This window comes from Aeromonas sp. CA23, from assembly GCF_002587065.1.
Classification (GTDB): domain Bacteria; phylum Pseudomonadota; class Gammaproteobacteria; order Enterobacterales; family Aeromonadaceae; genus Aeromonas; species Aeromonas bestiarum.
This window is the reverse complement of record NZ_CP023818.1, coordinates 3,248,757-3,274,474: the sequence shown is the minus strand read 5'-3', so window position 1 is coordinate 3,274,474 and position 25,718 is coordinate 3,248,757. Positions and strand designations below refer to the sequence as shown.

The 25,718-nt window shown below is 62.1% G+C and carries 27 protein-coding genes; 8 read left to right on the top strand and 19 right to left on the bottom strand.

Annotated features, from left to right (window positions below):
* Positions 1 to 48 precede the first annotated feature (48 nt).
* From CK910_RS15330 to CK910_RS15320, 3 genes are all read right to left on the bottom strand, one after another.
* A complete protein-coding gene (locus CK910_RS15330; protein WP_098983876.1) occupies positions 49 to 1,713 on the bottom strand; it encodes an AMP-binding protein in 1,665 nt (554 codons plus the stop codon).
* A 97-nt stretch (positions 1,714 to 1,810) separates the two neighbouring features.
* On the bottom strand, positions 1,811 to 2,089 hold the full coding sequence (locus CK910_RS15325) for a YfcL family protein (RefSeq protein WP_042872229.1): 279 nt from the start codon (positions 2,087 to 2,089) through the stop codon (positions 1,811 to 1,813).
* Positions 2,090 to 2,212: 123 nt separating this feature from the next.
* Complete coding sequence (locus CK910_RS15320) at positions 2,213 to 3,328, bottom strand: ATP-NAD kinase family protein (RefSeq protein WP_098983875.1); 1,116 nt, start codon at positions 3,326 to 3,328, stop codon at positions 2,213 to 2,215.
* A gap of 108 nt (positions 3,329 to 3,436) precedes the next feature.
* Here CK910_RS15320 and CK910_RS15315 point away from each other — a divergent pair, with 108 nt between their 5' ends.
* The gene (locus CK910_RS15315) at positions 3,437 to 4,168 is read left to right on the top strand and encodes a TerC family protein (RefSeq protein ID WP_043136098.1); all 732 of its coding nucleotides are present in this window, start codon (positions 3,437 to 3,439) and stop codon (positions 4,166 to 4,168) included.
* A gap of 59 nt (positions 4,169 to 4,227) precedes the next feature.
* On the opposite strand, the gene CK910_RS15310 is transcribed toward CK910_RS15315, so the two are convergent.
* The 12 genes from CK910_RS15310 to pspA form a co-directional block, all read right to left on the bottom strand.
* The gene (locus CK910_RS15310) at positions 4,228 to 4,716 is read right to left on the bottom strand and encodes an OmpA family protein (protein WP_098983874.1); all 489 of its coding nucleotides are present in this window, start codon (positions 4,714 to 4,716) and stop codon (positions 4,228 to 4,230) included.
* 2 nt (positions 4,717 to 4,718) lie between these two features.
* The gene (locus CK910_RS15305) at positions 4,719 to 5,987 is read right to left on the bottom strand and encodes a diguanylate cyclase domain-containing protein (protein ID WP_043556862.1); all 1,269 of its coding nucleotides are present in this window, start codon (positions 5,985 to 5,987) and stop codon (positions 4,719 to 4,721) included.
* A complete protein-coding gene (locus CK910_RS15300) occupies positions 5,984 to 6,532 on the bottom strand; it encodes a YfiR family protein (protein WP_172955330.1) in 549 nt (182 codons plus the stop codon). The genes CK910_RS15305 and CK910_RS15300 overlap by 4 nt, the downstream gene beginning before the upstream one ends.
* A 200-nt stretch (positions 6,533 to 6,732) precedes the next feature.
* Positions 6,733 to 8,280 carry a transcriptional regulator TyrR gene (gene tyrR, locus CK910_RS15295; RefSeq protein ID WP_043136086.1) on the bottom strand — a complete coding sequence of 516 codons (1,548 nt, stop codon included), beginning with the start codon at positions 8,278 to 8,280 and terminating at the stop codon, positions 6,733 to 6,735.
* A 134-nt stretch (positions 8,281 to 8,414) separates the two neighbouring features.
* Complete coding sequence (locus CK910_RS15290) at positions 8,415 to 8,507, bottom strand: 4a-hydroxytetrahydrobiopterin dehydratase (RefSeq protein ID WP_441296853.1); 93 nt, start codon at positions 8,505 to 8,507, stop codon at positions 8,415 to 8,417.
* Positions 8,508 to 8,535: 28 nt separating this feature from the next.
* The gene (locus CK910_RS15285) at positions 8,536 to 8,871 is read right to left on the bottom strand and encodes a 4a-hydroxytetrahydrobiopterin dehydratase (protein WP_098983872.1); all 336 of its coding nucleotides are present in this window, start codon (positions 8,869 to 8,871) and stop codon (positions 8,536 to 8,538) included.
* 53 nt (positions 8,872 to 8,924) lie between these two features.
* Positions 8,925 to 9,719 (bottom strand): phenylalanine 4-monooxygenase, encoded by a 795-nt coding sequence (phhA, locus tag CK910_RS15280; RefSeq protein WP_098983871.1) that lies wholly within the window; start codon positions 9,717 to 9,719, stop codon positions 8,925 to 8,927.
* A gap of 164 nt (positions 9,720 to 9,883) precedes the next feature.
* Positions 9,884 to 10,927: a YcjF family protein gene (locus CK910_RS15275; protein WP_098983870.1), complete on the bottom strand. Its 1,044-nt coding sequence runs from the start codon at positions 10,925 to 10,927 to the stop codon at positions 9,884 to 9,886.
* A 65-nt stretch (positions 10,928 to 10,992) separates the two neighbouring features.
* Positions 10,993 to 12,399, bottom strand: coding sequence for a YcjX family protein (locus CK910_RS15270; RefSeq protein ID WP_098983869.1), 1,407 nt, complete (start codon positions 12,397 to 12,399; stop codon positions 10,993 to 10,995).
* 114 nt (positions 12,400 to 12,513) lie between these two features.
* Positions 12,514 to 12,918 (bottom strand): envelope stress response membrane protein PspC, encoded by a 405-nt coding sequence (pspC, locus tag CK910_RS15265; RefSeq protein WP_043136068.1) that lies wholly within the window; start codon positions 12,916 to 12,918, stop codon positions 12,514 to 12,516.
* Positions 12,915 to 13,151, bottom strand: coding sequence for an envelope stress response membrane protein PspB (gene pspB / locus CK910_RS15260; RefSeq protein ID WP_042872204.1), 237 nt, complete (start codon positions 13,149 to 13,151; stop codon positions 12,915 to 12,917). Before pspB ends, pspC begins: the two co-directional genes overlap by 4 nt.
* A gap of 3 nt (positions 13,152 to 13,154) precedes the next feature.
* Positions 13,155 to 13,829, bottom strand: a complete 675-nt coding sequence (gene pspA, locus CK910_RS15255) for a phage shock protein PspA (RefSeq protein WP_042872202.1) — start codon at positions 13,827 to 13,829, stop codon at positions 13,155 to 13,157.
* A gap of 195 nt (positions 13,830 to 14,024) precedes the next feature.
* Between pspA and pspF the strand changes: the two genes are divergently transcribed.
* The 7 genes from pspF (at position 14,025) to CK910_RS15225 (ending at position 20,802) form a co-directional block, all read left to right on the top strand.
* Entirely contained in the window at positions 14,025 to 15,056 is a 1,032-nt protein-coding gene (pspF, locus tag CK910_RS15250; RefSeq protein ID WP_098983868.1) for a phage shock protein operon transcriptional activator, read from the top strand.
* Between the two features lie 209 nt (positions 15,057 to 15,265).
* Positions 15,266 to 16,861, top strand: a complete 1,596-nt coding sequence (gene sapA, locus CK910_RS15245) for an ABC transporter substrate-binding protein SapA (RefSeq protein ID WP_172955437.1) — start codon at positions 15,266 to 15,268, stop codon at positions 16,859 to 16,861.
* A gap of 2 nt (positions 16,862 to 16,863) precedes the next feature.
* Positions 16,864 to 17,823: an ABC transporter permease gene (locus CK910_RS15240; RefSeq protein WP_043136056.1), complete on the top strand. Its 960-nt coding sequence runs from the start codon at positions 16,864 to 16,866 to the stop codon at positions 17,821 to 17,823.
* Positions 17,824 to 17,858: 35 nt separating this feature from the next.
* Positions 17,859 to 18,752 carry an ABC transporter permease subunit gene (locus tag CK910_RS15235; protein WP_043556853.1) on the top strand — a complete coding sequence of 298 codons (894 nt, stop codon included), beginning with the start codon at positions 17,859 to 17,861 and terminating at the stop codon, positions 18,750 to 18,752.
* Positions 18,752 to 18,880, top strand: coding sequence for a hypothetical protein (locus CK910_RS24535; RefSeq protein ID WP_301336230.1), 129 nt, complete (start codon positions 18,752 to 18,754; stop codon positions 18,878 to 18,880). The genes CK910_RS15235 and CK910_RS24535 overlap by 1 nt, the downstream gene beginning before the upstream one ends.
* Before the next feature lie 82 nt (positions 18,881 to 18,962).
* Positions 18,963 to 19,961, top strand: coding sequence for a peptide ABC transporter ATP-binding protein (locus CK910_RS15230; protein WP_043136052.1), 999 nt, complete (start codon positions 18,963 to 18,965; stop codon positions 19,959 to 19,961).
* Between the two features lie 55 nt (positions 19,962 to 20,016).
* A complete protein-coding gene (locus CK910_RS15225; protein ID WP_043556852.1) occupies positions 20,017 to 20,802 on the top strand; it encodes a peptide ABC transporter ATP-binding protein in 786 nt (261 codons plus the stop codon).
* A gap of 159 nt (positions 20,803 to 20,961) precedes the next feature.
* On the opposite strand, the gene miaE is transcribed toward CK910_RS15225, so the two are convergent.
* From miaE to serS, 4 genes are all read right to left on the bottom strand, one after another.
* Positions 20,962 to 21,720 (bottom strand): tRNA isopentenyl-2-thiomethyl-A-37 hydroxylase MiaE, encoded by a 759-nt coding sequence (gene miaE, locus CK910_RS15220; RefSeq protein ID WP_098983867.1) that lies wholly within the window; start codon positions 21,718 to 21,720, stop codon positions 20,962 to 20,964.
* A gap of 200 nt (positions 21,721 to 21,920) precedes the next feature.
* On the bottom strand, positions 21,921 to 23,441 hold the full coding sequence (purF, locus tag CK910_RS15215; protein ID WP_042869861.1) for an amidophosphoribosyltransferase: 1,521 nt from the start codon (positions 23,439 to 23,441) through the stop codon (positions 21,921 to 21,923).
* 21 nt (positions 23,442 to 23,462) lie between these two features.
* Positions 23,463 to 23,951 carry a CvpA family protein gene (locus CK910_RS15210; protein WP_042869859.1) on the bottom strand — a complete coding sequence of 163 codons (489 nt, stop codon included), beginning with the start codon at positions 23,949 to 23,951 and terminating at the stop codon, positions 23,463 to 23,465.
* 187 nt (positions 23,952 to 24,138) lie between these two features.
* A complete protein-coding gene (gene serS, locus CK910_RS15205) occupies positions 24,139 to 25,434 on the bottom strand; it encodes a serine--tRNA ligase (protein ID WP_098983866.1) in 1,296 nt (431 codons plus the stop codon).
* Positions 25,435 to 25,718: the final 284 nt, after the last annotated feature.

Below are 25,718 nucleotides of genomic sequence, written 5' to 3'. Positions count from 1 at the left end.
CAAGGGGAGCCACCGGCTCCCCTTGTTGTTTCTGCTGCTAGCTGAGACTCAGGATTCCCAGATGATGCTCTGGGAGGAAGACCAGGCCTCGCCGAGGTCCGCGTATTTCTGCTCCAGCAGGTGGCGGCGGATCTTCATGGTGGGGGTGAGCACGCCGTTCTCTATGTTCCAGGGGCTCTTCACCACCAGGATACCGCGAATTCTGGCGTGGGATTCCAGCTGTTCGTTGACCCGGTTGCGCGCCGCCTCCAGCTGGGCGTTGATGGCGTCCCGGTTGCCCTTCATGGCACTCTCGGCCAGTTGCACCAGCGCCACCGGCTGGGGCATGCCGTAACCTATCACGCACAGCTGCTCTATGATGGGCTCCTGCCCCAGCAGTCCCTCGATGGGCACAGGCGCCACGTACTTGCCCTTGGCGGTCTTGAACACGTCCTTCATCCGGCCAGTGATGGTGAGGTAGCCCTCCCTGTCCAGCTTGCCCATGTCGCCGGTGTGGAGCCAGCCATCACCGTCGATGGCCTCGGCGCTGTGCTCGGGATCCTTGTAGTAACCCAGCATCATGCCGTTGCAACGGCAGAGGATCTCCCCCTCATCCGAGATGCGGATCTCGACCCCGGGCCCCGCCTTGCCGACCGTGCCTATCTTGTCGGCGCGGAAGGGACAGTTGAGGGTGGAGAAGGCATGGTTCTCGGTCATGCCCCAGGCTTCGGTGATATTGACGCCTATGCTGTAGTACCACTGCAGCAGGGCCGGTGACACTGGCGCCGAGCCGCAGCCCAGCACCCGCGCCTGATCCAGCCCCAGCCCCTTTTGCAACTTGCGTTTGATGAGACCCGAGACAAACGGGATCTTGAGCAGCAGCTCGAGCTTTTTCTGGGGCAACTTCTCGTGGATCTTGATGCGGAACATGGCCCACAGCCGGGGCACAGAGATAAAGACGGTGGGACGGCAACGCTTAACGTCATCGATAAAGGTGTCGAGGGATTCGGGGAAGGCGATGGTGGCGCCGCTGAACAGGCTGCCACCATAGATGTAGACCCGCTCAGTGATGTGGGCGAGCGGCAGATAGGAGAAGCCGCGATCGGCGGCGGTCAGCCCCACCGCCTCCACCAGCTTCTCGCACGACCAGGCGTAGCGCTCGACGCTCAGCATGGCGCCCTTGGGCTTGCCTGTGCTGCCGGAGGTGTAGACCAGGCTCAGCAGGGCGTCCGGCACCTGAGCCGGGCTGTCAGCAATGGGTTCGTGCGCCTCCAGCAGATCGTCCCACTGATGGCTGGCGGGCATGGTCTCATAAGGCAAGGCGATGCGCAGCAGATCGGCGGGCACACCGGCCTCCTGGCTCTTCCAGTCATCCAGCTTGCCGACGAAGATCGCCTTGGCCTCGCTGTGGCGCAGCACATATTCGATGGTGTCGACGTTGGCGGTCGGGTAGATGGGCACGCTCACATACTGCCCCATCTGCATGGCCAGATCGGCGATGAACCACTGGGCGCAGTTCTTGGAGAGCAGGGCCACCTTGTCACCGGGCACCAGCCCCAGATGACGCAGTGCCGTCACCATGCGGCGCGCCTCGTCGGCGACTTCACCCCAGGTGAAGTCGACGTATTCGCGGTTGATGGTTTGACGAAGGTAGACTCGGTCAGGACACTGCCGCTCCCAGTGATAGAGCATCTCGAGCGGCAGTTTGTTGGCAATACGTGATGAGGAGGCCATAGTTTAATCCCTGAAACAAAAGGCGAAACTTATTATTAACCTTTCACTAACTTCAGGGAAGAATAAACTCAAACTTCTGTTTGAAATGTGTATCCGATCAAGCTTCTGCTTGTTGCTGCAAACGAATCCACATTGCCTGTACCAGCTTCTCATCTTCTTCGGAGAGCTCACCCTCCAGAATGGCCTCGTTCAGGCTGCGCAGCACATAGCTCTTCACATCCCGCACCAGGTTCTTGCCCTCCAGCTCGGCGCGCGCCACCGCCAGCGAGATGTGGCCGCGCAGATAGCCCCCCGCAAACAGCTCATCTTCGGTCGCCGTGGCCACCATGCTGTCTATCAGTCCCAACAACTTGTGCTCAAAATCATGAATCGTCATGTAACGCAGCCTCATTTTCAGAGTGGCTGGCAAAAAATTGCCGGCAAAATAATTCGGGGGAGTGGAACCGCGATCCGGTTGATCACGGCTCTCTGGCGCCAGGCCAGCCGCATCCTTGATGCCCTATTCCGGGTTGGCCACCGGGTAGATGACCTGATCCTTGTATCCCGTGGTTATACGCAGATAACCACTTAACGACCGGTTCAGTGCCGGGTCATCGGTGTCCACCAGCAGTGGCCTGCCCGCGAGGGCTGCCAACTTGGCCTTGGTGGCCAGGACCTGGATCTGGTCCCGCCCGACAGCCCGGATCACCTCTGGACTCAATTGCTGATTTCCGCGCCCGAACAGATGTCCCTGTCCGCCGATCAGGGTAATGATCAGCCGGCAGTGACGACCGCGGATCCGGGTCAGGATCTCGGCGGCGGACAGATCCTGCCCGATAAGCCGGCCGTTTTCCACCAGATCCACACCAAGCAAGGTATTTTCGAGGCCTAGCTCTGCCATGCAGGCGGCGACCGTGCTGCCCGACCCCATCAGGTAGAGGGTGTCGGGCTCCATCTGCTCGACCACACCGGCGGCGAGATCCGCCAGCACCAGCTCCTCGGACTCCCGCCCTCCCTGCTTGACCGCCTGCACATAGCGCAGATCGCCGGGCACCAGCAGCTGACCGTAATGGCGAGCCCGCACCTTGCCAGCCCGAAACGCCTCCTCGTCTATGTCCATCACCTCGGCATCCACCAGGCTCAGCAATTCGCCGGCGATCATCCGCGCCACCACCCGACCGCTGGCGGCCGGGGTGACGCCATACACGCCGGAGTGAATTTTGCAGCCCGCCGGGATGCCGAGTACATGGCACGACTCCCCCACTGCCGCGCAGATGTCGCGCGCCGTGCCATCGCCACCGGCGAACAGCAACAGGTCGACACCCGCCTCGCGCATCCGCTCGGCGGCGGCGCGGGTATCGGCCGCCGTGGTGGTGCTGGCGGCAGGCTGATAGATGATACGGCAAGGCAGCTGGAGCGATTCCGCAAGATCGGCACCCATCTCGCCTGCGACCGTCAGCAACTCGAATGAGTCGGCGAGATCGCACAGGGGCAGCAGGGCTTGCCGTGCCCGCTCCTGCGCCCTGGGCACGGCGCCCAGCGCCAGCGCCTCGGCGACCACGCCATCGCTGCCCTTGAGACCGACCGCGCCGCCAATGCCGGCAACCGGGTTAATGATGAGTCCTAAACGAAACATAGATTTCTCCCTCAAATCGCCCGCCATTTTATCTTTTCAAGGCTCTGGGACAAGCCATGTTGCGCCTGCTAGAATGCGCTGCTTCAATTTTTTAACCAAGGTTCAATCATGCTGGAATGGGTTCTTGATCCCTCTGCCTGGGTTGCGCTCGCGACCCTGACCCTGCTCGAAATCGTGCTGGGCATAGACAACATTATCTTTATCTCCATCCTGGTCGCCCGCCTGCCGGAGGCGCAACGCCAGAAGGCGCGGATCCTGGGTCTGGGCCTCGCCATGGGCACCCGCATCCTGCTGCTGCTGTCGCTCGCCTGGGTGATGCGCCTGACCGAGCCGCTGTTCACCGTGCTGGGTGAGGCCATCTCGGGTCGCGATCTCATCCTGTTGCTGGGGGGCCTGTTCCTCATCGGCAAGAGTGCCCACGAGATCCACGCCACCCTGGAAGGGGCGGCGGAGCCAGAAGGCTCAATCGCGGTTGCGTCCGGCTTCGTCAGCACCCTGATCCAGATCGCCATCCTCGACATCGTCTTCAGCCTGGATTCTGTCATCACAGCCGTGGGCATGGCGGATCACGTGCCCGTCATGGTGCTGGCCATCATGATCGCCGTCTTCATAATGATGTTCGCCGCCAAGGCCATAGGCGACTTCGTCGATCATCACCCCACCATCAAGATGCTGGCCCTCTCCTTCCTCACCCTGGTCGGCTTCGCGCTGATGGCCGAGGGCATGGATCTGCACATTCCGAAGGGTTACATCTACTTCGCCATGGCCTTCTCGCTGACGGTGGAGATGATCAACATCCGCCTGCGCAGTCACCACGACCGCGAGAAGCTCGAGCAGTAAATGCCAGAGCCACAAAAAAGAGCGCCATCAGGCGCTCTTTTTTTATCCACACTACCGGCTTATTCGTTGCTGATGACGATGGCAACGCGGCGGTTCTCGGCCCGCCCGGCAGCGGTCTTGTTGTCTGCCACCGGATCCCGCTCACCGCGACCACGGATGTCCAGGTTGGCCGGCTGCATGCCGACCGACACCAGCACCTCGGCCACCGATTTCGCCCGTTTCAGGGAGAGCTGATCGTTGTAGAGCTCAGGCCCGTTGGAGTCGGTGTGACCGTCGATGCGCGCCTTGTTCAGGCCGACACCCAGCAAGGTCTTGCCCAGCTTTTCCACCAGGACACGGGTCTTGGGGTTGAGGGCCTCCACGTTGTTGGCAAACAGCACCCGGTTGGAGAAGTCCAGAGTCCAACCCTCATCGGTCAGGCGAAAGCCCTGCTCCTTGAGTACGGCGATCTGCTCTGCCGTCAGGCCGTGGGGGGCGCTTTGACAGCCCACCAGCACGCTCAACAGCAGGCCGATCAGGCCGGTTTTCATCAGGACATGGATCTTCATTGTTATTTTTCCTCTGCAGAAACATCAAATTCCAGCTGGTCATGGAGTGCAAGCTCCCGACGCAGCCGCTTGGATTGGTACATGGCGTTGTCGGCCTGCTGCAACAGCTCGCCAGCGGTCAGCCCCTGCTCCGGATAGAGGGCCGTGCCTATGCTGATGGCCGCCACCAGCTGGCGACCATCCCCTAGCACCACGGGGTCGGCCATGGCCTGCTGGATGCGGGATACCACATCCTGCGCCTCGCTCTCTTGCAACACAGGAGTCAACAGGATGGCGAACTCGTCTCCCCCCAGCCGACATACCAGATCCATCGGCCTGAGCTGATGTTGTACCCGTCTGGCCAAGGCGATCAGCACGTCATCCCCGGCGGCATGGCCCAGGGTATCGTTGATCTGCTTGAAGCGATCACAATCGAGGTAGAGCAGTGCGAAACGCTCTTCATGCAAGCGACCCGTGGTCACAGCTTGATCCAGACGAGCCTCAAAAAGAGCACGATTGGGCAGGCCGGTCAAGGCATCGTGGGTGGCCCGGTGCAGCAGGCTGGCGTTCTCCCGCCGCTGATGAGCCTGCCAGGCTTCCAGCTCGTCGAGCAGGGAGTTGAAGTCCTGACCAAGCTCGTGCAGCTCGGCGATATGCGCCTCGGGGACCCGCATGGCCAGGATGCGCCGACGGCTGACACTGTGGGCCACCTGCGCCAGCTCCTTGAGTGGCACAGTCAGGGAGTTTTGCATCCAGCGCGCCACGTAGAGCGCCCCCAGCGCACTGAGGATGAGACAGACCAGCATGGCCAGCAGGGTTTGCAGCAGGAACAGCAGCAGATACTGGCCGTGGCCGACCAGATGGATGCGGGCTATCTCCACCCCGCCCCGCATCATGGGCTGATCGACCGGGCCCGGCAGTATGAGCCTGGCCAGATACTGCTCCAGCCCAGACCAGGGGGTGCTCATAGCCCGGCGCCAGCTGGCCAGCGGCTGACCCGTGGGCAGATAGATGCTGGCCTGCGCCACATCCTCATGGGTGACTATGGCTTGCAGCGCCTCCTTGGCGGCCTCTTCGTCATGGAACACCACGGCCGCTTCACTGGTGTAGCTGATGGCGCGGGCCACCAGCTCCAGGTTGTGATCCGCGTAGAGGCGCAAGGCCAGCAGAGCGATACCGGTCAGCAGCACACCGGCCATACAGACAGCGGTCAGGGACGTCACCAGGTGGGTGCGTCCCAGACTCTGTCGCAAGGTGAGCCGCTGGGTCCGTGGACGAAAGAGCCCTATCATGGTGTCTCCTCATCCGCCTTGGCCAGCTTGAGCACGGCAGGGTGCACCCGCACCCCGCTCCTGGCCAAGGCATCCAGATTGACCCGGAACCGCACGCGATCCAGCCCGACCCGCAGGCAGAACACGGCGTCGGCGACACACTCGGCGCTCTGCTCGCTGATGCTGAGAATGGGGTGTTCCCGCAGCCGCTGGAACAGGGACAGCCGCCGCTCCGGCGCCAATATCCCCAGGTAGAGCACGTCACAGCGCCGCCCCAGCGCCTCATCATCCACGTCGTAGCGATGGACGCTGACCGGCCGGCCATTGGCTTGCTGCTTGATGGAAAAGAGGGCGGTGGCATATTCGGTCGGCGCCGTGATGCACAGGCGCAGCTCAGCGGGCTCGGTCGGCCAGCGGGTATAGCTCAGTATGTCGAGGACCGTCTGGCGTACCTGCTCGGCACGCAGCTCGGCAGAGGTGGGGAGAACAGGCTCGGTGGCGAGGGCCAGCGAACAGAGCAGCGGCGTCAACCACGCCAGGATTCGAACCAGTGAAAGAGAGTGCATCGTGCCTGCGCTTATGCCCACGCCAGCGCCCGCGAAGGCCTGACGCCCAGGAAGGGTGAGCCGGATAGGAGTAGTATTGAGCTTATCAGCAGCATGACAAGGCACCGCCAACAGAACAAGCACATACGTCACTAAATGTCGCAACAATGGCAGGGGCCCACCCTGGTGTGAGCCCCAAGATTCTACCTGCATTCATCTACTTACTTCTTGCTGATCCCGTATTCGCGCAACTTGTTGGCGATGGCGGTGTGCGACACCCCCAGCCGTTTGGCCAGCTGACGGGTGGAGGGGAAGGCCGGATAGAGCCGCTCCAGCAGCCGGCTCTCGAAGCGCTTCACCGCCTCGTCCAGGCCCCCTTCGAACCACTCATCGATCAGCGGCATGGCATCGGCCGCCACCGGCAAGTCGACGTGCTCCGGCCCTATCTCGTCCCCTTCCAGCAAGGTCATGGCCCGGTAGAGGCAGTTGCGCAGCTGGCGCACGTTGCCGGGCCAGCGGTAGGCGGTCAGGTACTCGGCCATGTTGCGGGTAAAGCGCGGGCGCGGCCGCTGCAATTCGCTGGCGAAGCGGGAGACGAACTGCTGGGCCAGCGCCATGATGTCCGCCTTGCGCTCGCGCAGGGGCGGCAGCGCCAGGCTCAGCACGTTGAGGCGGTAGTAGAGATCTTCCCGGAACTTGCCGTCGTGCACCAGATCCAGCAACTGCTTCTGGGTGGTGCAGATGAAGCGCACATTGACCTTCACCTCCTGCTCGTCACCCACCCGGCGGAACACGCCATCCTGCAGCACTCGCAGAAACTTGGTCTGCAGATGGGGGGACATGTCGCCGATCTCGTCCAGCATCAGGGTGCCGCCGCTGGCCAGCTCAAGCACGCCGCGCTTGCCTTCGGTGTTGTTGCCAAAGGCGCCGGGGGCGTAGCCAAACAGCTCGCTCTCGGCCACGTTGTCCGGCATGGCGGCGCAGTTGAGGGCCATGAAGGGGTGGCTCGAGCGCAGGCTGGCGCCGTGGCAGGCGCGGGCCAGCAGCTCCTTGCCTGTGCCCGTCTCGCCGACGATGAGCAGCGGTGCGTCCTGCATCGCCAGCTTGCTCGCCTCCGTCAGTACCTGCTTCATCTTCTGGCTCTCGGCCTGCAGGTGCTCGAAGCCCCCCACTTCCACCGCGTGCAGCGCGCTGAAGTGCATGCCGACCCGACGGGCGGATTTGAGAACCACCACGGCGCCGGCCAGGGCCTGACGGCCCTTCTCTTCGGCCACGAACAGCGGCATCAGGTCCGCCAGATACTCTTCGCCATTGAAGCTGAGCTTGCAGGTCTGCGGCTTGATCTCGCTCGCCTCCAGCCAGCGGCTGAAGGAGAAACCCTTGACCAGGGAGCCCAGGGCCACGCCGCGTATCTCCTCCACCGGCAGGGCCAGGGTGGTGAGGGCGGACTGGTTGGCCTGGGTCACCTTGCCCTTGGCATCGAGGGAGAAGACCAGATCCGGCAGTGCCTTGAGCAGGGCCTCAATCTCGTGGTGCTCGCGCTCGGAGGGCATGTAGGGGATGGTCTTGACGTCATAGACGCCGGGAATGCGGCGGATCTCCGGCATCAGGTGCTGGAAATCACGAAACTCCAGCTCGGGAAAGTTGAGATAGATGATGCCTGAGGTATCGATTTCGATGCCGCGCAGATCGATGTTGTGCTCCACCAGACGGTCGAGCAGTTCCCGGGTCAGGCCCAGGCGGTCTTCACAGCTGACTTCAAGACGCATTCGGGACACACTTCCTAGCTAACTCTATGAATGACCGGATAATACAGACTCGATCCCGCCAGTGCGAGCGCCAGCCCATAAAAATGCGGGCCCGCCCCGCTTTCGCCGGACAGGCCCGAGTCATCTTCTGGCGTTTATTTGATCAACTGATCGGTGCGCGCCGCCATGATGAAGTCGTTGCGATGCAAGCCGCCTATCTTGTGGGTCCACCAGCAGACAGTCACCATATCGCCCACTCGGTGAGTGATGGCGTCTTCACTTCAGCAACTCATCCGTGCGCGCCGCCATGATAAAGTCGTTGCGGTGTAATCCACCAATTTTGTGGGTCCACCAGCTGACGGTCACCTTGCCCCATTCGGTCAGGATTGCCGGATGATGGAACTCCGCCTCCGCCAGCTCGCCCAGGCGGTTGGTGAAGGCCAACGCCTCCTTGAAGTTGCGAAACGCAAACTCCCGGCGCAGTTGCAGCTCCCCTTTCACCAGCGGCTGCCAGTCGGGGATAAGCTGCATCAGCTCGGCGAGTTCCTGTTCGCTCACCTTGGGGGCATCGGCGCGGCACGCTTCACACTGCTGGCTGGCCAGTTCTGACATGGGTTTCTCCTTGTTTATCAATGGGGTCGGATAACGAAATGGGTCTGATCAATTCAGCTCGCCTGTTTGCCGCCGGCGGGGGCAAAGCGGGGCGGACGCAACCCCAGCCGGCGGGCATCGGACACCATGGCCATGATGTCCTGCTCCGCCAGACGGTAGAGATCGGCCAGCTCGGGCAACACGAAATAGGTGGGCTGCATGATGTCGATGCGATACGGGGTGCGCAGCACTTCTATGGGGTCGAAGGGTTGCAGCACCGGCTGACCGCCGAGGGCATAGGCGGTCTCGCCGATGGAGGAGAGAATGCCGCCGCCGTAGATACGCAGCCCGGCAGGAGTATTGAGCAGGCCAAACTCCACGGTGAACCAGTAGAGCCGCGCCAGAAAGACGCGATCCTCCTTGCCCGCCTGCAGGCCGAGCTGGCCATAGACATGGGTGAAGTGAGCGAAAGCCGGGTTGGTCAGCATGGCGCAGTGGCCGAAGATCTCGTGGAAGATGTCGGGCTCTTGCAGATAGTCGAGCTCGTCCCGGCGGCGAATGAAGGTAGCCACCGGAAACTGGCGGTTGGCCAGCAGGGCAAAGAAGCGATCGAACGAGATAAGCGCAGGCACGGCGGCCACCGACCAGCCGGTGGCGGGTTGCAACACGGCGTTGATTTGGTCCAGCTGGGGGATGCGATCCAGGGGCAGATTGAGGCGGGTCAAGCCAGCCAGATAGTCGTCACACGCCTTGCCTTCGAGCGCCGCGAGCTGACGCTCGATCAGGATCTGCCAGGTGCCGTGCTCCTCATCCGTGTAATGGATGAGGCCCTGAGGGTCCGGCTGGTGTGCTGTGTAGAGACTTGCCATTAAGGGTTCCATCCTGTCTGCCCGCCCGGTAACCCAAGCAGCGGCGACTCACGTTTGACTGATGGGATCACTGTAACGGTTTGTCCCCTAAAAAAGCAGCCGACCCCGGGGTCGGCTGCCGTTGACAATTGTAAATAATTTGTGACAACCACAATCGAGGCCCGTCACCCCTTGTTGAGATAGCCAGCCAGCTGGCCGATGAGCCGCTTGCGCAGCTCGCCGAGCCTGGGCTTCTCGTCCGCACACCAGGGCAGCGGGCGGCACGCCTCCATGGTGCGCAACCCGAGTCTGGCGGTGAGCAGCCCAGCCCCCACCCCTTGCGCGGCGCGGGCGGAGAGCTTGGCGGCGAACTCTGCCCCCAGCAGATCCATCCCCACCTCGGTCACCAGCTCGGTGGCCCCGGCATAGAGCATGTTGCGAAACACCTGCCGAATGAGGCGGATGCGGCTCCAGTAGCCGAGCTCGATGGCGTAGACATCGGCAATGTCCTCGATCATGCGCAGGTTGCGCCACAGCATCAGCATCATGTCGACGGTGGCGAGCGGGCTCAGGGCCACCAGCACGGCGGCCTCCCCCGACCATTTGGCCACCCGCGCCTGGGCCAGCTTGTCCCGCTCGGTCAGCACCAGCTGACTGTAGAGGGTCAGCACTTCCCGATCGCTGTGACTCTCGTCGAGCTGGGACAGCCAATTGCGATACCCCTCCCGCCCCTTGTCGCCACTCTTCTCGGCGAGCGCCTCGCAAAAAGCCTGTCCCTGCCCGACGCCCTGACGGGCCAGCAGATCGTCGGCCCGGGAGCGCACATCCTGGCGCCGCTTGAGGATGCGCAGCCGCAGCCACTCGCGCCCCACCACACCTGCCGTGCCCACGGCCACCAGACCGGAGGCCAGCAACCAGGCGCTGCCCCAGAGCGGGGTGGTGAGCAACTGGTCGTAGAGAAAGGCGCCATACTGGCCCAGCGACAACAGGCCAACCGCCCCCAGTCCCCAGCCAAGCAGCCGGTGCCGCCGGCGCGGCTTGATGGTGAGTGCGGGCTCCACCTCGGTGAATGCCTCCAGCTCGTCGAGGCGCTCGAAACTCGCCTCTTCCAGCCGCTGGGCAGGTGCAGGCGGTCGCTCGTCGCTGGCCACAGTCAAGGCGGGCTCCAGGATCACCTTGCCCTGCAGCGGGGCCGGTTCGGCCACCGTCGGTTTTCTCTGATCGTTCATCTTTTTGCTTGCTCCTCCACGCGGCCGTGCAGCCATGCCTTGCCTGCATTGCCGCACAGCCTGGGTTATTCAAGGTGATCCCCGAGCAGAAACTCCAGCGCCGCATCGAGCCGGATATGGGGCAGCGCCTGATGGGCGCTCATGGGCAGGGGGCGAAACGCCTGAAAATCGAAACCCTGATTGTTCCACCATTGCGCAGGCGGAATATGGGGCGGCACCTCTCCCGGAAACAGCAGCAACGGCTCGCCGGCGAGGCTGGTGCCACGGATGGCGGGAAACTCACGGCCATTGGCCACCCCCTTGCCCACCTCGGTCGCCTTGATGGCGGCGAGCGCCAGACACTCAGTGGTGATCCCCTCAAAGCGCGCCTGACCCCGACCGCTGCGCACCAGATGCTGGAGCAAAGAGACCAGGGGGCCGTGCTGCTCCGGGGTGACGTGATCGGCCTTGCTCGCCACAAACAGCAGCTTGTCGATGCGCGGCGAGAAGAGCCGGCGCCACCAGTTGCTCTTGCCATAGGCGAAGCTCTCCATGATGCGGGCGATGGCCTGCTGCATGTCACCAAAGCTGGCCGCGCCGGCGTTGAGGGGCTGCAGGCAGTCCACCAGCACTATCTGGCGATCGAACCCGGCAAAATGCTGCTCATAAAAACCCTGCACCAGGTGTTGCTTGTACTGCTCGAAGCGCTGCTTGAGGGTGGCGTAGAGGGCGCCATCGGCGGGCTCGCCAACTGGCGGCTCCCACACCCAGGGCACGAACTGCAGCAGGGGGGCGCCGGCATACTCCCCCGGCAGCACGAAGCGACCGGGCTGGATGAGGTGCAGCCCCAGCTCTCGCTTGCAGGCGTGCAGGTAGTCGGTGTAGCGCTCGGCAAGCTGTGCGACCGGTCGCTCTTCAAAAGGCTGCATAGCCTGCCACTCCGGTGCCAGCCAGCCAGCGGCAAGCGCCTGCAGCTCGGGGCGGCGCAACTGGTCGCGCACCTGCTCGCTCCACTGCTCGTAACTGAGTTCCAAGAGCGGCAAGTCCAGCAGCCACTCCCCCGGGTAATCCACCAGATCCACATAGAGGGTGGAGATCTCCCCCAGATGCTTGCGCAGCGGATGGCGGGTGCGATAGCGAATTTCGAGGCGCACCTCGGCCACCCCGCGGGTGGGCTCGGGCCAGGCGGGCGGATCGCCGAACAGGGCGTCGAGGCCGCGCTCGTAGGCAAAGGTGGGAATATGGGCGTTTTGCTGGGGCACCCGACGGGCGCCGAGTATGCGCCCCTGACGCAGGGCATCCCACAACGGCAAACGGCCATCGATGGCCGCGTGTTCCAGCTGGTTGACCAGCGCCGTGATAAAGGCGGTCTTGCCACTGCGGGAGAGGCCGGTCACCGCCAGCCGCAGGTGGCGATCCCGTACCCGGTTCACCACGTCTGTGGCCCTGTGCTGCAAGAGCGACCACTTTTGTTCCAGTGTGTTGCGTATCAAGGCTTGTTCAATCCCTCAATTCGATCGTCGGTTTCAGGTGTGCCCGCCATGTCGGGTCTTGGGATCCCGTTCAAGAGAGGGGCCTCGCTCAATCGGCGAGACCCGGGCCAGAGGTCACAGCTTGCTGAACTCCCGCTGCAGGGTGAACTCCTTGGAGGTCACCAGCTTCTCGATGCGCTGCAATCTCGGCTCCAGGGTATCTAGCTCCTGTGCGATACGGCCCAGCGCCTGATGAGGGGTGACACCAGCCTGCCAGCTGCGCGCCTTCATCCGCACCTCGGCAAACTCTCCCTCTTCGTTTTCATAGAGAGTGACCGGCCGCTTGTCGAGCAGAAACCAGGCGGCAATATAAGCGGTGAAGGTAATGAAACCGGCGAAGATAAGGCCGCTGATGGCCAGCAACCGCACTATCCAGGTCTCCACCCCGAAGTAGTCGGCAAGGCCGGCGCAGACGCCCGCTATCTTGCCACGCTGAGGGTCGCGATAGAGATTGCGCCCCTCCCGATTCGATGGACTCATACCTTGTTCCTCCAGCCCGGCACTTCCGCGTCCAGAATGGACTCCAGCGCCCCAACCCGCTCCTGCATCTTCTCGGCCCGCACCAGCAGCCCTTGCAACTGTTCCCGCTCGCTATCGGCCAGGCCGACGCCTATCCGCCCCTTGGCTCTGTAGTGCAGCACCAGCCAGATGGGGGCCACCACCACCATGAACACCACCATGGGGACCATCAATACGCCCAGCAGATCTTCCATCTATTACTCTCCCTGTTTGCCTTCGCCCTGGCCCAGCTTCTGACGCATGGCCTCGAGCTCTTTGCTTATCTGATCGTCGACTTCCAGCTCGGCAAACTGCTGGGCCAGTGCCTTGTCGGACTGCCCCAGATCGGCGCGGGCCTCCATCTCGTCGATGCGACGCTCCATGCGTTCGAACTTGCTGACCACCGCCTGACTGTCGCCACGGGCGACCTGACTCTGCACGTTGAGGCGGCTGCTGGCCGCTTCGGTGCGAATGGCCATCGCCTTTTGACGGCTACGGGCATCTTCCAGCTTGGCTTCCAGCTGACGTATTTCGTCCCCCAGCTTGTCGATGCCGCTGTCCACCGCCTGCTGCTCGCGATAGAGCGTCTCGGCCAGCTCGGTCTGCTTCTTCTTCTCGATAAGCGCCGCGCGGGCCAGATCTTCACGGCCCTTGGCCAGCGCCAGTTCGGCCTTGCCCTGCCACTCGTCAACCCGCTCCTGATGACGGTTGACCTGACGGCCAATCTCTTTCTGGCTGGCGAGGAAGCGAGCCAGATTGGAGCGCTCCTTCACCAGTTCGTCTTCCATCTCCTGGATGATCAGGCGCACCATCTTCTGGGGATCTTCTGCCTTGTCGAGCAGGGCCGTCAGGTTGGAATTGATGATGTCGGCCAGACGGGAAAAAATACTCATGATAGAACTCCTGTGGTTGGCATGCGTTGTTTCTCCATTGACAATGGCAACTTGTGTGCCAATCTGGAACAGAATTTAACTTGTTGATTTATATGGGGCTCATGCGTCGAGCTTCAAGACGGCCCGCACAAATGATGATAAGAATCACCAACTTTTGGTAAGATTGACCAGCTTTTACAACGGACAGGGATCACTATGACCACGGCCACGGAAAGCCTGTTGGGGGAATCCAACGCATTTCTCGAGATCATTGAGCAGGCCTCACGGCTCGCCCCGCTGCGCAAACCCGTGCTGATCATCGGCGAGCGCGGGACCGGCAAGGAGCTGATCGCCCATCGCCTACATTATCTCTCGGCGCGCTGGGATCAAAGCTTTGTCACCATCAACTGCGCCACCCTGAGCGAGAGCCTGCTGGAGACAGAGCTGTTTGGTCACGAGGCGGGATCCTTCACCGGCGCCGCCAAGCGCCATCAGGGCCGCTTCGAGCGCGCCGATGGCGGCACCCTCTTCCTCGACGAGCTGGCCACCACCAGCGCCCGGGTGCAGGAGAAGCTGCTGCGGGTCATCGAATACGGCGAGTTTGAACGGGTGGGCGGGGCCAAGGCCCTCAAGGTGGATGTGCGGCTGGTGTGCGCCACCAACGAGGATTTGCCGGCACTGGCCGACAGAGGGGACTTTCGCCACGACCTGCTGGACAGGCTGGCCTTCGATGTCATTACCCTGCCCCCCTTGCGGGAGCGGCGGGAGGATATATTGATGCTGGCGGAGCATTTTGCCCACAGCATGACCCGGGAGCTGGGTTATCCGCTGTTTGCCGGTTTCTCCCGCAAGGCGACCCAGTTGCTGCAAGATTACCCCTGGCCCGGCAACGTGCGGGAGCTGAAAAACGTGGTGGAGCGCAGCATCTATCGCCAGGGCAACCCCCAGTTGCCGCTGTCCGAGCTGGTGCTCAATCCGTTCGACTCCCCCTGGCGCCCCCGTCCCCGGGCAAGTCTGGCCGCGACCCTCGATGAGCCCACCCAGCTGACCACCCAGGCCCCTCCCGCCCTGCCGCTGGATCTCAAACACGCGGTGGCGGAGTACGAGATAAATTTACTCAAGCAAGCCATGCAGCAATCCCAGTATAATCAGCGCAAAGCCGCTCAATTGCTGGCCCTGAGCTATCACCAGTTTCGCGGCATGCTGCGCAAATACCAGTTGCTGGACAGTGACAACGATGCAGATTAATGCCCGGAGCAGCCAAGTTCAGACCGATGCCGGCACAGGTGCCGGCCCTGCGCTATCGCCCGTTTCGTGGCAGGCTGCGCCAATACCGGTTGCTGGACAGTGACAACGATGCAGATTAATACCCGGGGCAGCCAGGTTCAGACCGACTCCCGCAACTCGCCAGCCTTGGCGCTGGCACATTCGTATAAAAACATGGTTCTACAATGAGAATGTTCAAACCCTTGCTGCTTGGATTGCTGGTGCTGGTTACCGGTTGTCAGAAACAGGACGACGCTTCCAGGACGGGTCTCATCTATTGTGCGGAAGGCTCGCCCCAGACCTTCAATCCCCAGGTGTCCAACTCAGGGGTGACCCTGGATGCCAGCTCGCGCCCGCTCTACGATCGCCTGCTGGAGGTAAACCCCAACACCCTGGCGCTGGAGGGGGGACTCGCCACTCGCTGGACCCTGAGCGAGGATGGCCTCTTCTACACCCTGACCCTGCGCAAGGGAGTGACCTTTCATCACACCTCCTGGTTCAATCCCTCGCGCACCTTCAACGCCGATGACGTGCTGTTCACCTGGCAACGCCTGCTGGACAAGCAGCACCCCTATCACGACGTCTCCGGCGGCGAGTATCCCTATTTCTACAGCCTGGGGCTGGATCAGCTGATCAAGCGGGTCTACAAGAAGGGGCCAGAGCAGGTGGTGTTCGAGCTGAACCGGCCGGATGCCTCCTTCCTCGCCACCCTGGCCAGCGACTACGCCATAGTGCTCTCCGCCGAATACGCCGGCCAGCTGCAAAAAGCCGGCACCCCGGCCCTGCTCGACAGCCGTCCCATCGGCACGGGACCGTTCAGCTTCAAGGAGTATCGCCACAACGAGTACGTGCGCTACTTGCGCCATCCCGGTTACTGGGGCGGCGAGGCCAAGATAGAGCAGCTCATCTACGACATCACCCCCAAGTCCTCCAAGCGGCTCGCCAAGCTGCTGACTGGCGAGTGCGACGTGATGAGCACCCCGTCCGCCAGCCAGCTGTCGGTGATCGACACGGATCCGGATCTCAGCCTGTCGGTGCAGTCCGGCATGAACGTCGCCTTCCTGGCCCTCAACACTCGCAAGCCGCCGTTCAACAAGGTACAGGTGCGTCAGGCCATCGCCAGCGCCATCAACATAGACAACCTGCTGCAGGCGGTCTATTTCGAGACGGGCCAGGCCGCCAACAGCCTGCTGCCGCCCCTCTCCTGGGGCTACAATCCCTCCCTGCCGATGCGCCAGCCGGATCTCAAGCGGGCGCGCCAGCTGCTCAAGGAGGCGGGGTTCGAGCAAGGGTTCGAGATGCAGGTGCTGGTACAACCTGGCTCACGCCCTTACAACCCGGATGCCCTCAAGACAGCCCAGCTGATGCGAAACGATCTGGCCAGGATAGGCATCAAGCTGAACATAGTGCAGCAGGAGTGGCCCGTCATCGAGGCCCGCCTCGCTCAGGGCCAATATGACAGCCTGCTCTCTGGCTGGATTGCCGACAACGCAGATCCGGACAACTTCTTTCGCCAGCTGCTGAGCTGCGCCGCCGTCGAGCGGGGCAACAACTACAGTCGCTGGTGCAGCCCGGCCTTCGATCAGCTGCTGGACGATGCGGTCACCACGCCCCAGCTGGCGTTCCGGCTGCGCAACTACTATTACGCCCAGAGCCTGCTCAACGAGCAGGTGCCGCTCATCCCGCTGGCCCATGCCCTGCGTACCCAGGTCAGTCGCAGCGACATTCAGGGGCTCTCCCTGATGCCCTTTGGCGGCACCGTCTTCAACCAAGCCCACAGGGAGTAAGCATGTTTCTCTACATACTGCGTCGCATCAACCTGCTACTCATTACCCTGCTGGCGCTGACCTTCGTCGCCTACCTGCTGGACTTTCGCCTCATCGGTCAGCAGGCCAGCTTCTGGAGCGGCTATCCCGACTTCCTGCGCCGCATACTGGATGGGGATCTCGGGCTCTCCAGCGTCTCGGGCCTGCCGGTGCTGGAGGAGATCCGCCACTACTTCCCGGCCACCCTGATCCTCTGCCTGGCCGCCTTTGCCATCTCGCTGCTGGTGGGCATTCCGCTCGGTACTCTGGCGGCGCTCTATCAGGGCAAGCCGCTGGATCTCTCCATCATGACCGCCGGCCTCATCGGTTATGCGGTACCCGTCTTCTGGCTGGCGCTGCTGGTGGTGATGTTCTTCTCGCTGGATCTGGGCTGGCTGCCCGCCTCTGGTCAGATCAGCCTGCTCTATGACGTGCCCTCCATCACCGGTATAGCCGTGTTCGACGTGCTGATGAGCCACGAGCCATGGCGCCAGGCGGCGCTGCACGATGCCCTGCGCCACCTGATCCTGCCCTCGCTGGTGCTGGCTGTGGTGCCCACCACAGAGGTGATCCGTCACGTACGCAGTTCGCTGATCGACGTGATGAAGCAGAACTACATCAAGGCGGCGGCGAGCCGTGGCCTCTCCCGCCGCCAGATCGTCTGGCGCCATGGTCTCAAAAACGCCCTGCCGCCGGTACTGCCGCTGCTCGGCCTGCAGCTGGGCAGCGTGCTCACCTCCGCCATGATCACCGAGGTAGTGTTCGAGTGGCACGGGATCGGCCGCTGGCTCATCAACAGCATTGCCCTGCAGGACTACGCCGCCATCCGGGGCGCCACCCTGGTGGTCGCCGGCTTCGTCATCTTCATCAGCGTCAGCACCGAGCTGCTCACCACCCTCATCTATCCGGCGCGGCGCAAAGAACTCTATGCAAAACAAGACTGAACGTGCTCATGGCATGACCTGGAGCCAGGAATCCTATGCAAGACAAGAATAACCTCTACCCCGAGCTCAAGATCCTCTCCCCGCTGGAGCAGACCTGGGCCTCCTATCGCCGCAATCCGCTGGCCATGGGCGGACTCTGGTGCTTCGTGATCCTGCTGCTCATCACCCTGTTCGGCCCCCTGGTGGTGCCCTACGGCATCGACGAGCAACACAGCGGCCGTCTGCTGCTGGCCCCCTCCTGGGCCAACAGCGGCAACATAGACTACTTCCTCGGCACCGACGATCTGGGGCGCGACATCCTCTCCCGTCTGGTGGCGGGGGCTCGGCTCACCTTCGGCAACGCCCTGCTGGTGGTGATGATCGCCATGGTGGCCGGCACCGCCATCGGCATCCTGGGCGGCATGAGCAAGGGGCTGAAATCGAGCGTACTGCACCACCTGCTCGATACCCTGCTCTCCATCCCCTCCCTGTTGCTGGCCATCATCATGGTCGCCATCCTGGGACCTGGCCTGTTCAATACCCTGATCGCCATCACGCTGGCGCTGATCCCTCCCTTCATCCGGGCGACCTACAACGCGGTCCATACCGAGATGCAGAAGGAGTACATCATCGCCAGCCGCCTCGACGGCTCGCCGCCGCTGCGGATCATGCGTCTGGCCATTTTGCCGAACATAGTGGAGACCCTGGTCGCCCAGACCACCCGCACCCTCTCCGCCGCCATTCTCGATATCTCGGCGGTGGGTTTTCTCGGCCTCGGCGCCCAGTCTCCCCAGCCGGAATGGGGCGCCATGCTGGCCGATTCGAGCGATCTCATCTACCTCGCCCCCTGGACAGTGACCCTGCCAGGCATGGCCATATTGTTCAGCGTGCTGGTCACCAATTTAGTGGGTGAAGGCATTCGCGAAGCACTCAAAGAGGGGAACGACTGATGCAGCGCTCTCTGCCCAAGATTGACATATTCACCCTTGGCCCCTGTCCATTCCTGTACGGCGTGCTGGTCAACCCATCGCTGGTGGGTGAAGGCATTCGTGAAGTACTCAAAGAGGGGAACGATTGATGATCTTGTTGCTCTATACCATCAAGGACGGCATATCCCCGATGCAGCACGCCGTGCCACACCCTCATGAGGAGCGCAACTGATGCCCTTGCTCGATATTCGCAACCTCACCATCGAGATCGACACGCCCCAGGGCAAGGTCAAGGCGGTGGACAGGGTGAGCCTGACCCTGACCGAGGGGGAGATCCGCGGCCTGGTGGGTGAGTCGGGCTCCGGCAAGAGCCTGGTGGCCAAGGTGATCGTCGGCATCCAGAAGGACAACTGGACTGTGCGTGCCGACCGGATGCGCTTCAACGACATGGATCTGCTGACCATGGCCCCCAAGGAGCGACGCCGGATCATGGGTCGCGAGATCGCCATGATCTTCCAGGACCCCATCAGCTGTCTGGACCCTTCCGAAGAGATAGGTACCCAGTTGGAAGAGGCGATCCCGACCGATTCGTTTGAGGGCCAGTTCTGGCAGCGCTTCCAGTGGCGCAAGAAGAAGGCCATCGCCCTGCTGCACAGGGTCGGCGTCAAGGATCACCGCAAGGTGATGCGCGCCTATCCCCACGAGCTGTCGGACGGCATGTGCCAGAAGGTGATGATCGCCATGGCCATTGCCAACAAGCCGCGTCTGCTGGTCGCCGATGAACCCACCAGCGCCATGGAGTCCACCACCCACTCCCAGATCCTGCGGCTGCTGGACAAGATGAACAAGCTGGGCAACACCACCATCCTCATCATCAGCAACGACATAGCGGCCATCGCCAACCTGACCGACACCATCAACGTGATGTACTGCGGCCAGATGGTGGAGGTGGGCACCCGGGAGCAGATCCTGACCTCGCCCCATCACCCCTATACCGATGCCCTGCTCAAGTCCATTCCCGATTTTGACAAGCTGGTGCGCCACAAGTCGCGGCTCGAAACCCTGCCCGGGGTGATACCGCCGCTGCAGCACCTGCCCATAGGTTGCCGGCTCGGCCCCCGCTGTCCCTATGCCCAGAAGCAGTGCGTACAAACGCCGCTGATGAGCAAGGTCAAGGGTCACCAGTTCAGCTGCCACTTCCCGCTGAACATGGAAGAGCCGAAGAAATGAATCCAAGACGTTATCAGCCCGTGGCCGCATGCTCTGCCACCAAGGAGCCAGGACAGTGATCGAACCCTCCCTGCTGCAGGTCAGGGGCCTGTGCAAGACCTACCAGAACCGCACCGGCCTGTTTCGGCGTCAGGCGGTTGAAGCCATCAAGCCGCTCTCGTTTGACCTCGAGGTCGGCCAGACCCTGGCCATCGTCGGCGAGGCCGGCTCAGGCAAGAGCACGCTGGCGCGGATCCTGGCGGGCATGATAGAGCCGAGCGGTGGCGATATCGCCATCGAGGGCCAGACCCTGATCCACGGCGACTATCAGACCCGCTGCAAGTTGCTGCGGATGATCTTCCAGGACCCCAACTCCTCGCTCAATCGCAAGATCCGGGTCGGCCAGATCCTGGAGACGCCGCTGCGGCTCAACACCGAGATGAGCGACGAGGAGCGTCACGACAAGGTGGTACAGACCCTGCGCATGGTGGGCATGCTGCCGGATCACGCCCTCTTCTATCCGCAGATGCTCTCCGCCGGTCAGCAGCAGCGGGTGGCGCTGGCCCGGGCGCTCATTCTCAACCCCAAAATAGTGGTAGCCGACGAGGCACTCTCCACCCTGGACATCTCGGTGCGCTCCCAGATCATCAACCTGCTGCTGGAGATGCAAGAGACCATGGGGCTGAGCTATGTGCTGGTGGCCAACGATCTGGGGGTGGTGAGCCACATCAGCGACGAGGTGCTGGTGATGCACGAAGGACGGGTGGTGGAACGTGGCAAGACCCTCAAGGTGTTTGCCGACCCTCAGCACGAGGTGACTCGCCGTCTGATCCAGAACTACAACAACGAATATCGCCGCTGATCCCCGGGCCGGTGCCGACCCCGGCACCGGCCAACCCTCTTCGTCATCTGCTGGAAAAAGCGTAAAAAAAATCCCGGCTCAGGGGCCGGGAATTGCGCTCAAAAAGTGAATGCGTCGCTCGTAGTAGGAACATGGCCATGGTAGGCAGAGCCTCTTGCGTCAACAACTGTCAGATCTGACAGGCAGCCCGCTATGGAACCTGAACTGCGGATCCGGCGAGCGGATAAGCTCGGCTTCGAGTTTGCCAAAATAAGCCACCCGCTCGCTGATATCCTCCCCCGCGTATTGCTCGGCCAGCGCCAGATAGTCCTGGTAGTGGCGCACCTCCGAGCGCAGCAGGGAGACATAGAAGCGACCCAGCTCCTCATCCAGATGAGGCGCCAGCTTGGCAAAGCGCTCGCAGGAGCGCGCCTCTATGTAGGCACCGATGATCAGCTTGTCGACCAGGGTAGCTGGCTCGTGGGTGCGTACATGCTGCATCAGGTTGCGCGCATAGCGGGAGGCGGTCACGGGGCCATAGGGAATGCCGCGCGCGGCCATCAGTTCCAGTACCTGCTCGAAGTGGTGCAGCTCCTCCTGGATGAGCCGCACCATGGGAAACAGCAGCGGATTGCGGGCCAGCTCCTCGAACACGGTGCGATCGGACTCCCCCATGCTGCGCTTGCCCAGGATCTCCGCCTTCTCCGGGATGGCATCCAGCTCCCGATAAAACTCCAGCTTGGGCAACAGATGGCGCTTGCCCTTGGGCAGGCAGTAGCGCCGCACCAGGCTGTGGGCGGTGAGGGCGGCCTTGTTCTCGCAGTTGGCGTGATCGATGAGCAGGGTCGGCAACCAGGCGGGATCCCGCGCCATCTCCACCCAGGCATCCGGGGTCTCACACTGCAAAAACTGGCGCACGGGGGCTAGCAGGTCATCCATCTGAATTCTCGTCTGTTCTGGTTGATACGGCGGCGCGATGGGCGCGCGGCTGCCCATGCTAGCGGATCCCGCCGCCGCTGCCCACACCCGGCGGTATAAGTGATTATTTTTAAAGCAGATAACAGCCCTACCCCGCCGCCCGGACACGACAATGGGGGCCGGGGCCCCCATCTCATATCTGTCATATCAAGCGAAAACGTTTAACTGCCTTCGTTAAAAATTTCCAGATTGCTGGTGCCTTCCTGCCACTCACGCACCGCCTTGTTGTCGTCGCTGCGCAGGGCGTTGAGGTGATCCAGATAGGATTGATCCACGTCCGAGGTGACGTAGTGACCGTTGAACACCGAAGTCTCGAAGTGACGCAGCTCGGGGTTGATCTCCCGCACCGCCTCTTCCAGATCTTCCAGATCCTGGAAAATCAGGCCATCGGCACCGATCAGCTTGCACACCTCTTCCACTTCCCGACCGTGGGCGATCAGCTCGTTGGCGGTGGGCATGTCGATGCCGTAGACGTTGGGGAAACGAATTTCCGGTGCCGCCGAGGCGAAGTAGACCTTGGCCGCCCCTGCCTCACGGGCCATCTGGATGATCTGCTCCGAGGTGGTACCGCGCACTATGGAGTCGTCTACCAGCAACACCTTCTTGCCCTTGAATTCGGAGCTGATGGCATTGAGCTTGCGACGCACCGACTTCTTGCGCTGGGTCTGGCCCGGCATGATGAAGGTACGGCCTATGTAGCGGTTCTTCACGAAGCCCTGACGGTATGGCAGGTCCAGGGTATGGGCTATCTCCAGCGCCACGTCACAGGAGGTCTCCGGGATGGGGATGACCACATCCACGTCGAGATCTTCCCACTCACGCGCAATCTTCCGGCCCAGCTTGCGACCCATGTTGAGGCGGGCGGCGTAGACGGAGACCTTGTCGATGCACGAATCGGGACGGGCGAAGTAGACGTATTCGAAGATGCAGGAGCTCATCTGCGGGTTTTCCGCACACTGCTCGGAGAAGAGCTGGCCCTGCTCTGTGATGTAGATGGCTTCACCGGGGGCGACGTCACGCACCGTCTCGAAACCTATGGCGTCCAGCGCCACGCTCTCGGAGGCGAGCATGTACTCCACCTGGCCCTGCTCATCGGCCCGACGACCCAGGATCAGCGGGCGAATGCCGTTGGGATCGCGAAAGCCGATGAGGCCGTGACCTATCACCAGCGAGACCACGGCATAGGCACCGCGGATCTGCTGGTGCACCTTGCGCACCGCCGAGAAGATGTCTTCCGGCCGCAGCGCCATCTTATCGCACAGATCCAGTTCGTGGGCCAGCACGTTCAGCAGCACTTCGGAATCCGAGGTGGTGTTGATGTGGCGACGGGCCACCTTGAACTGCTGCTCCTTGAGCTCCTTGGCGTTGGTGAGGTTGCCGTTGTGGGCCAGCACCATGCCGTAGGGGGAGTTCACGTAAAAAGGTTGGGCTTCAGCGGCACTTGAGCTGCCTGCGGTGGGATATCTGACATGACCTATGCCGATGTTCCCTTGCAGACGCTGCATGTGGCGCACTTCAAACACGTCCTTCACCAGGCCGTTGGCCTTGCGTTGCCGGAAGTTTCCACTCTCTATGGTCACGATCCCGGCGGCATCCTGTCCCCTGTGCTGCAACACCGTCAAGGCGTCGTAGAGGGCCTGATTGACGGGGGTGGTGCCAACTATACCGACAATACCACACATGTCTTTGCTACCTCGAAGTCACTATACCTGTTTAAGAAAACTGGACGAGTTCAACATGAACCCGAAAAACCACTGGATCACCGGCTTGAACTCGGGAACCAGTTTGGACGCCACCCACCAGTCGCTCTGGGAGAGGCTGGTGAAGGTATCCATAAAAAACAGCAGGGCACTGACGATCAGTACCCCGCGAATGGCGCCGAAGCAGATGCCGAGCACCCGATCCGTTCCTGACAGGCCGGTCTTTTCCACCAGCAGACCCACCACGTAGTTCACCACGCCGCCCAGGATCAGGGTCGCCACGAACAGGGCTGCGATGGCCAGGCCGTTGCGTACCAGAGGGTCGCTGAACGAGGTGAAGTAGATGGCGAGATCGGGATAGAAATGGCTGGCGATGAAGAAGGCGATAAACCAGGTGACGAGCGACATGGCTTCCTTGACGAAGCCGCGCACCAGGCTGATGAGGGCGGAGAAACCGACGATGCCGATGATGGCGTAATCAATCCAGACCATAGGAAAAAGTGTCCTGCGAAATTGCGGCGCAGTCTAACAAAAACGATTGCGCAATGCTTGATAAAAATGTGTTAAATGTTCAGCCGGGGGCCGGATGAAGCACTTTTTTCGGCGCCGATACCAGGATTCGGCGCCCAAACGCACAACGCCATGGCATGGCCATGGCGTTGTGTTGATGCGAGTGTGCTTAACCTATGTGGGTCAGGCCACCCATGTAGGATTGCAGCGCAGCCGGGATGGCGATGCGGCCATCTTCCTGCTGGTAGTTCTCCATCACGGCTACCAGGGTACGACCCACTGCCAGGCCGGAGCCGTTCAGGGTGTGCAGCAGCTGGGGCTTGCCGTCGATACGCACGCGAGCCTGCATGCGGCGCGCCTGGAAATCGGTGCAGTTGGAGACGGAGGAGATCTCACGGTAGGTGTTCTGGGCCGGCAGCCAGACTTCCAGATCGTAGGTCTTGGCGGCGCAGAAGCCCATGTCACCGGTGGCCAGCGCCATCACGCGATACGGCAGCTCCAGCAGTTGCAGCACCTTCTCGGCGTGACCGGCCATCTCTTCCAGCGCTTCCCAGGATTTTTCCGGGTGAACCAGCTGCACCATCTCGACCTTGTCGAACTGGTGCATGCGGATGAGACCGCGGGTGTCACGACCATAGGAACCAGCTTCGGAACGGAAGCAGGGGCTGTGGGCCGTCATCTTGATGGGCAGCTCCTGCTCGTCGAAGATCTCGTCGCGGGCCATGTTGGTGAGCGGCACTTCGGAGGTCGGGATCAGGGAGAACTTGCGCAGCTTGCCCTCTTCTTCCCCTTCACCCTCGATCCCCGTGTTGAACAGGTCTTCGGAGAATTTCGGCAGCTGACCTGTGCCGTACAGGCTGTCCGGGTTCACCAGATAAGGCACGTAGCATTCGGTGTAGCCGTGCTGCAGAGTGTGCAGGTCCAGCATGAACTGCGCCAGGGCGCGGTGCAGACGGGCAATCTGGCCCTTCATCACCACGAAGCGGGCACCGGACAGCTTGACGCCGTTCTTGAAATCCACGCCCTTGGCCGCTTCACCCAGATCGATGTGATCGCGCACCGGGAAGTCGAACTCGCGCGGGGTACCCCAGCGACGCACTTCCACGTTGTCGTTCTCGTCGCGGCCCACCGGCGTGGTCTCGCTCGGCAGGTTGGGGATGGCGTCGGAGATGGATTTGAGATCGCGCAGCAGCGCCTCGAGCTCAACCTTGCTGGTTTCAAGCTCGTCGTTGATCTTGGTCACCTCGGCCTTGAGCGGAGCCACATCTTCACCACGACGGGCAGCCTCACCGATGGACTTGGAGCGGGCGTTGCGCTCGGCCTGCAGCTCCTGGGTACGGGACTGCAGATCCTTGCGTTTCTCTTCCAGAGCATTGACAGCCGCTACGTCCAGAACGTAGCCACGTGTCGCCAGACGAGCGGCAGCTTCGTCAATCTCGCTACGCAGATATTTGGGATCCAGCATGGTTTACCTACTTTTTTAAAATGGGATCTGGGCCTGGGTCATCATGACCGGGCGAGAGAACAGATCCGGAAGTTAACATCGGTTGGCGCACCCCTATCGTCTTCAGGATCGAGCCTTCAAAAACAGGCCTTCGAAATCAAGAAGATGGCGCAAGGCCGAGACAAGCGGGGTCAGAGGGCCAGTGTATCAGACCGCCCCCCCGCCCGAACAGGGACTATTTGTGTCGTTTTCACGGACCTTGCCGGTCGGCAAGGCTCGGGATACTCCCTCACTCCCCATTCCTG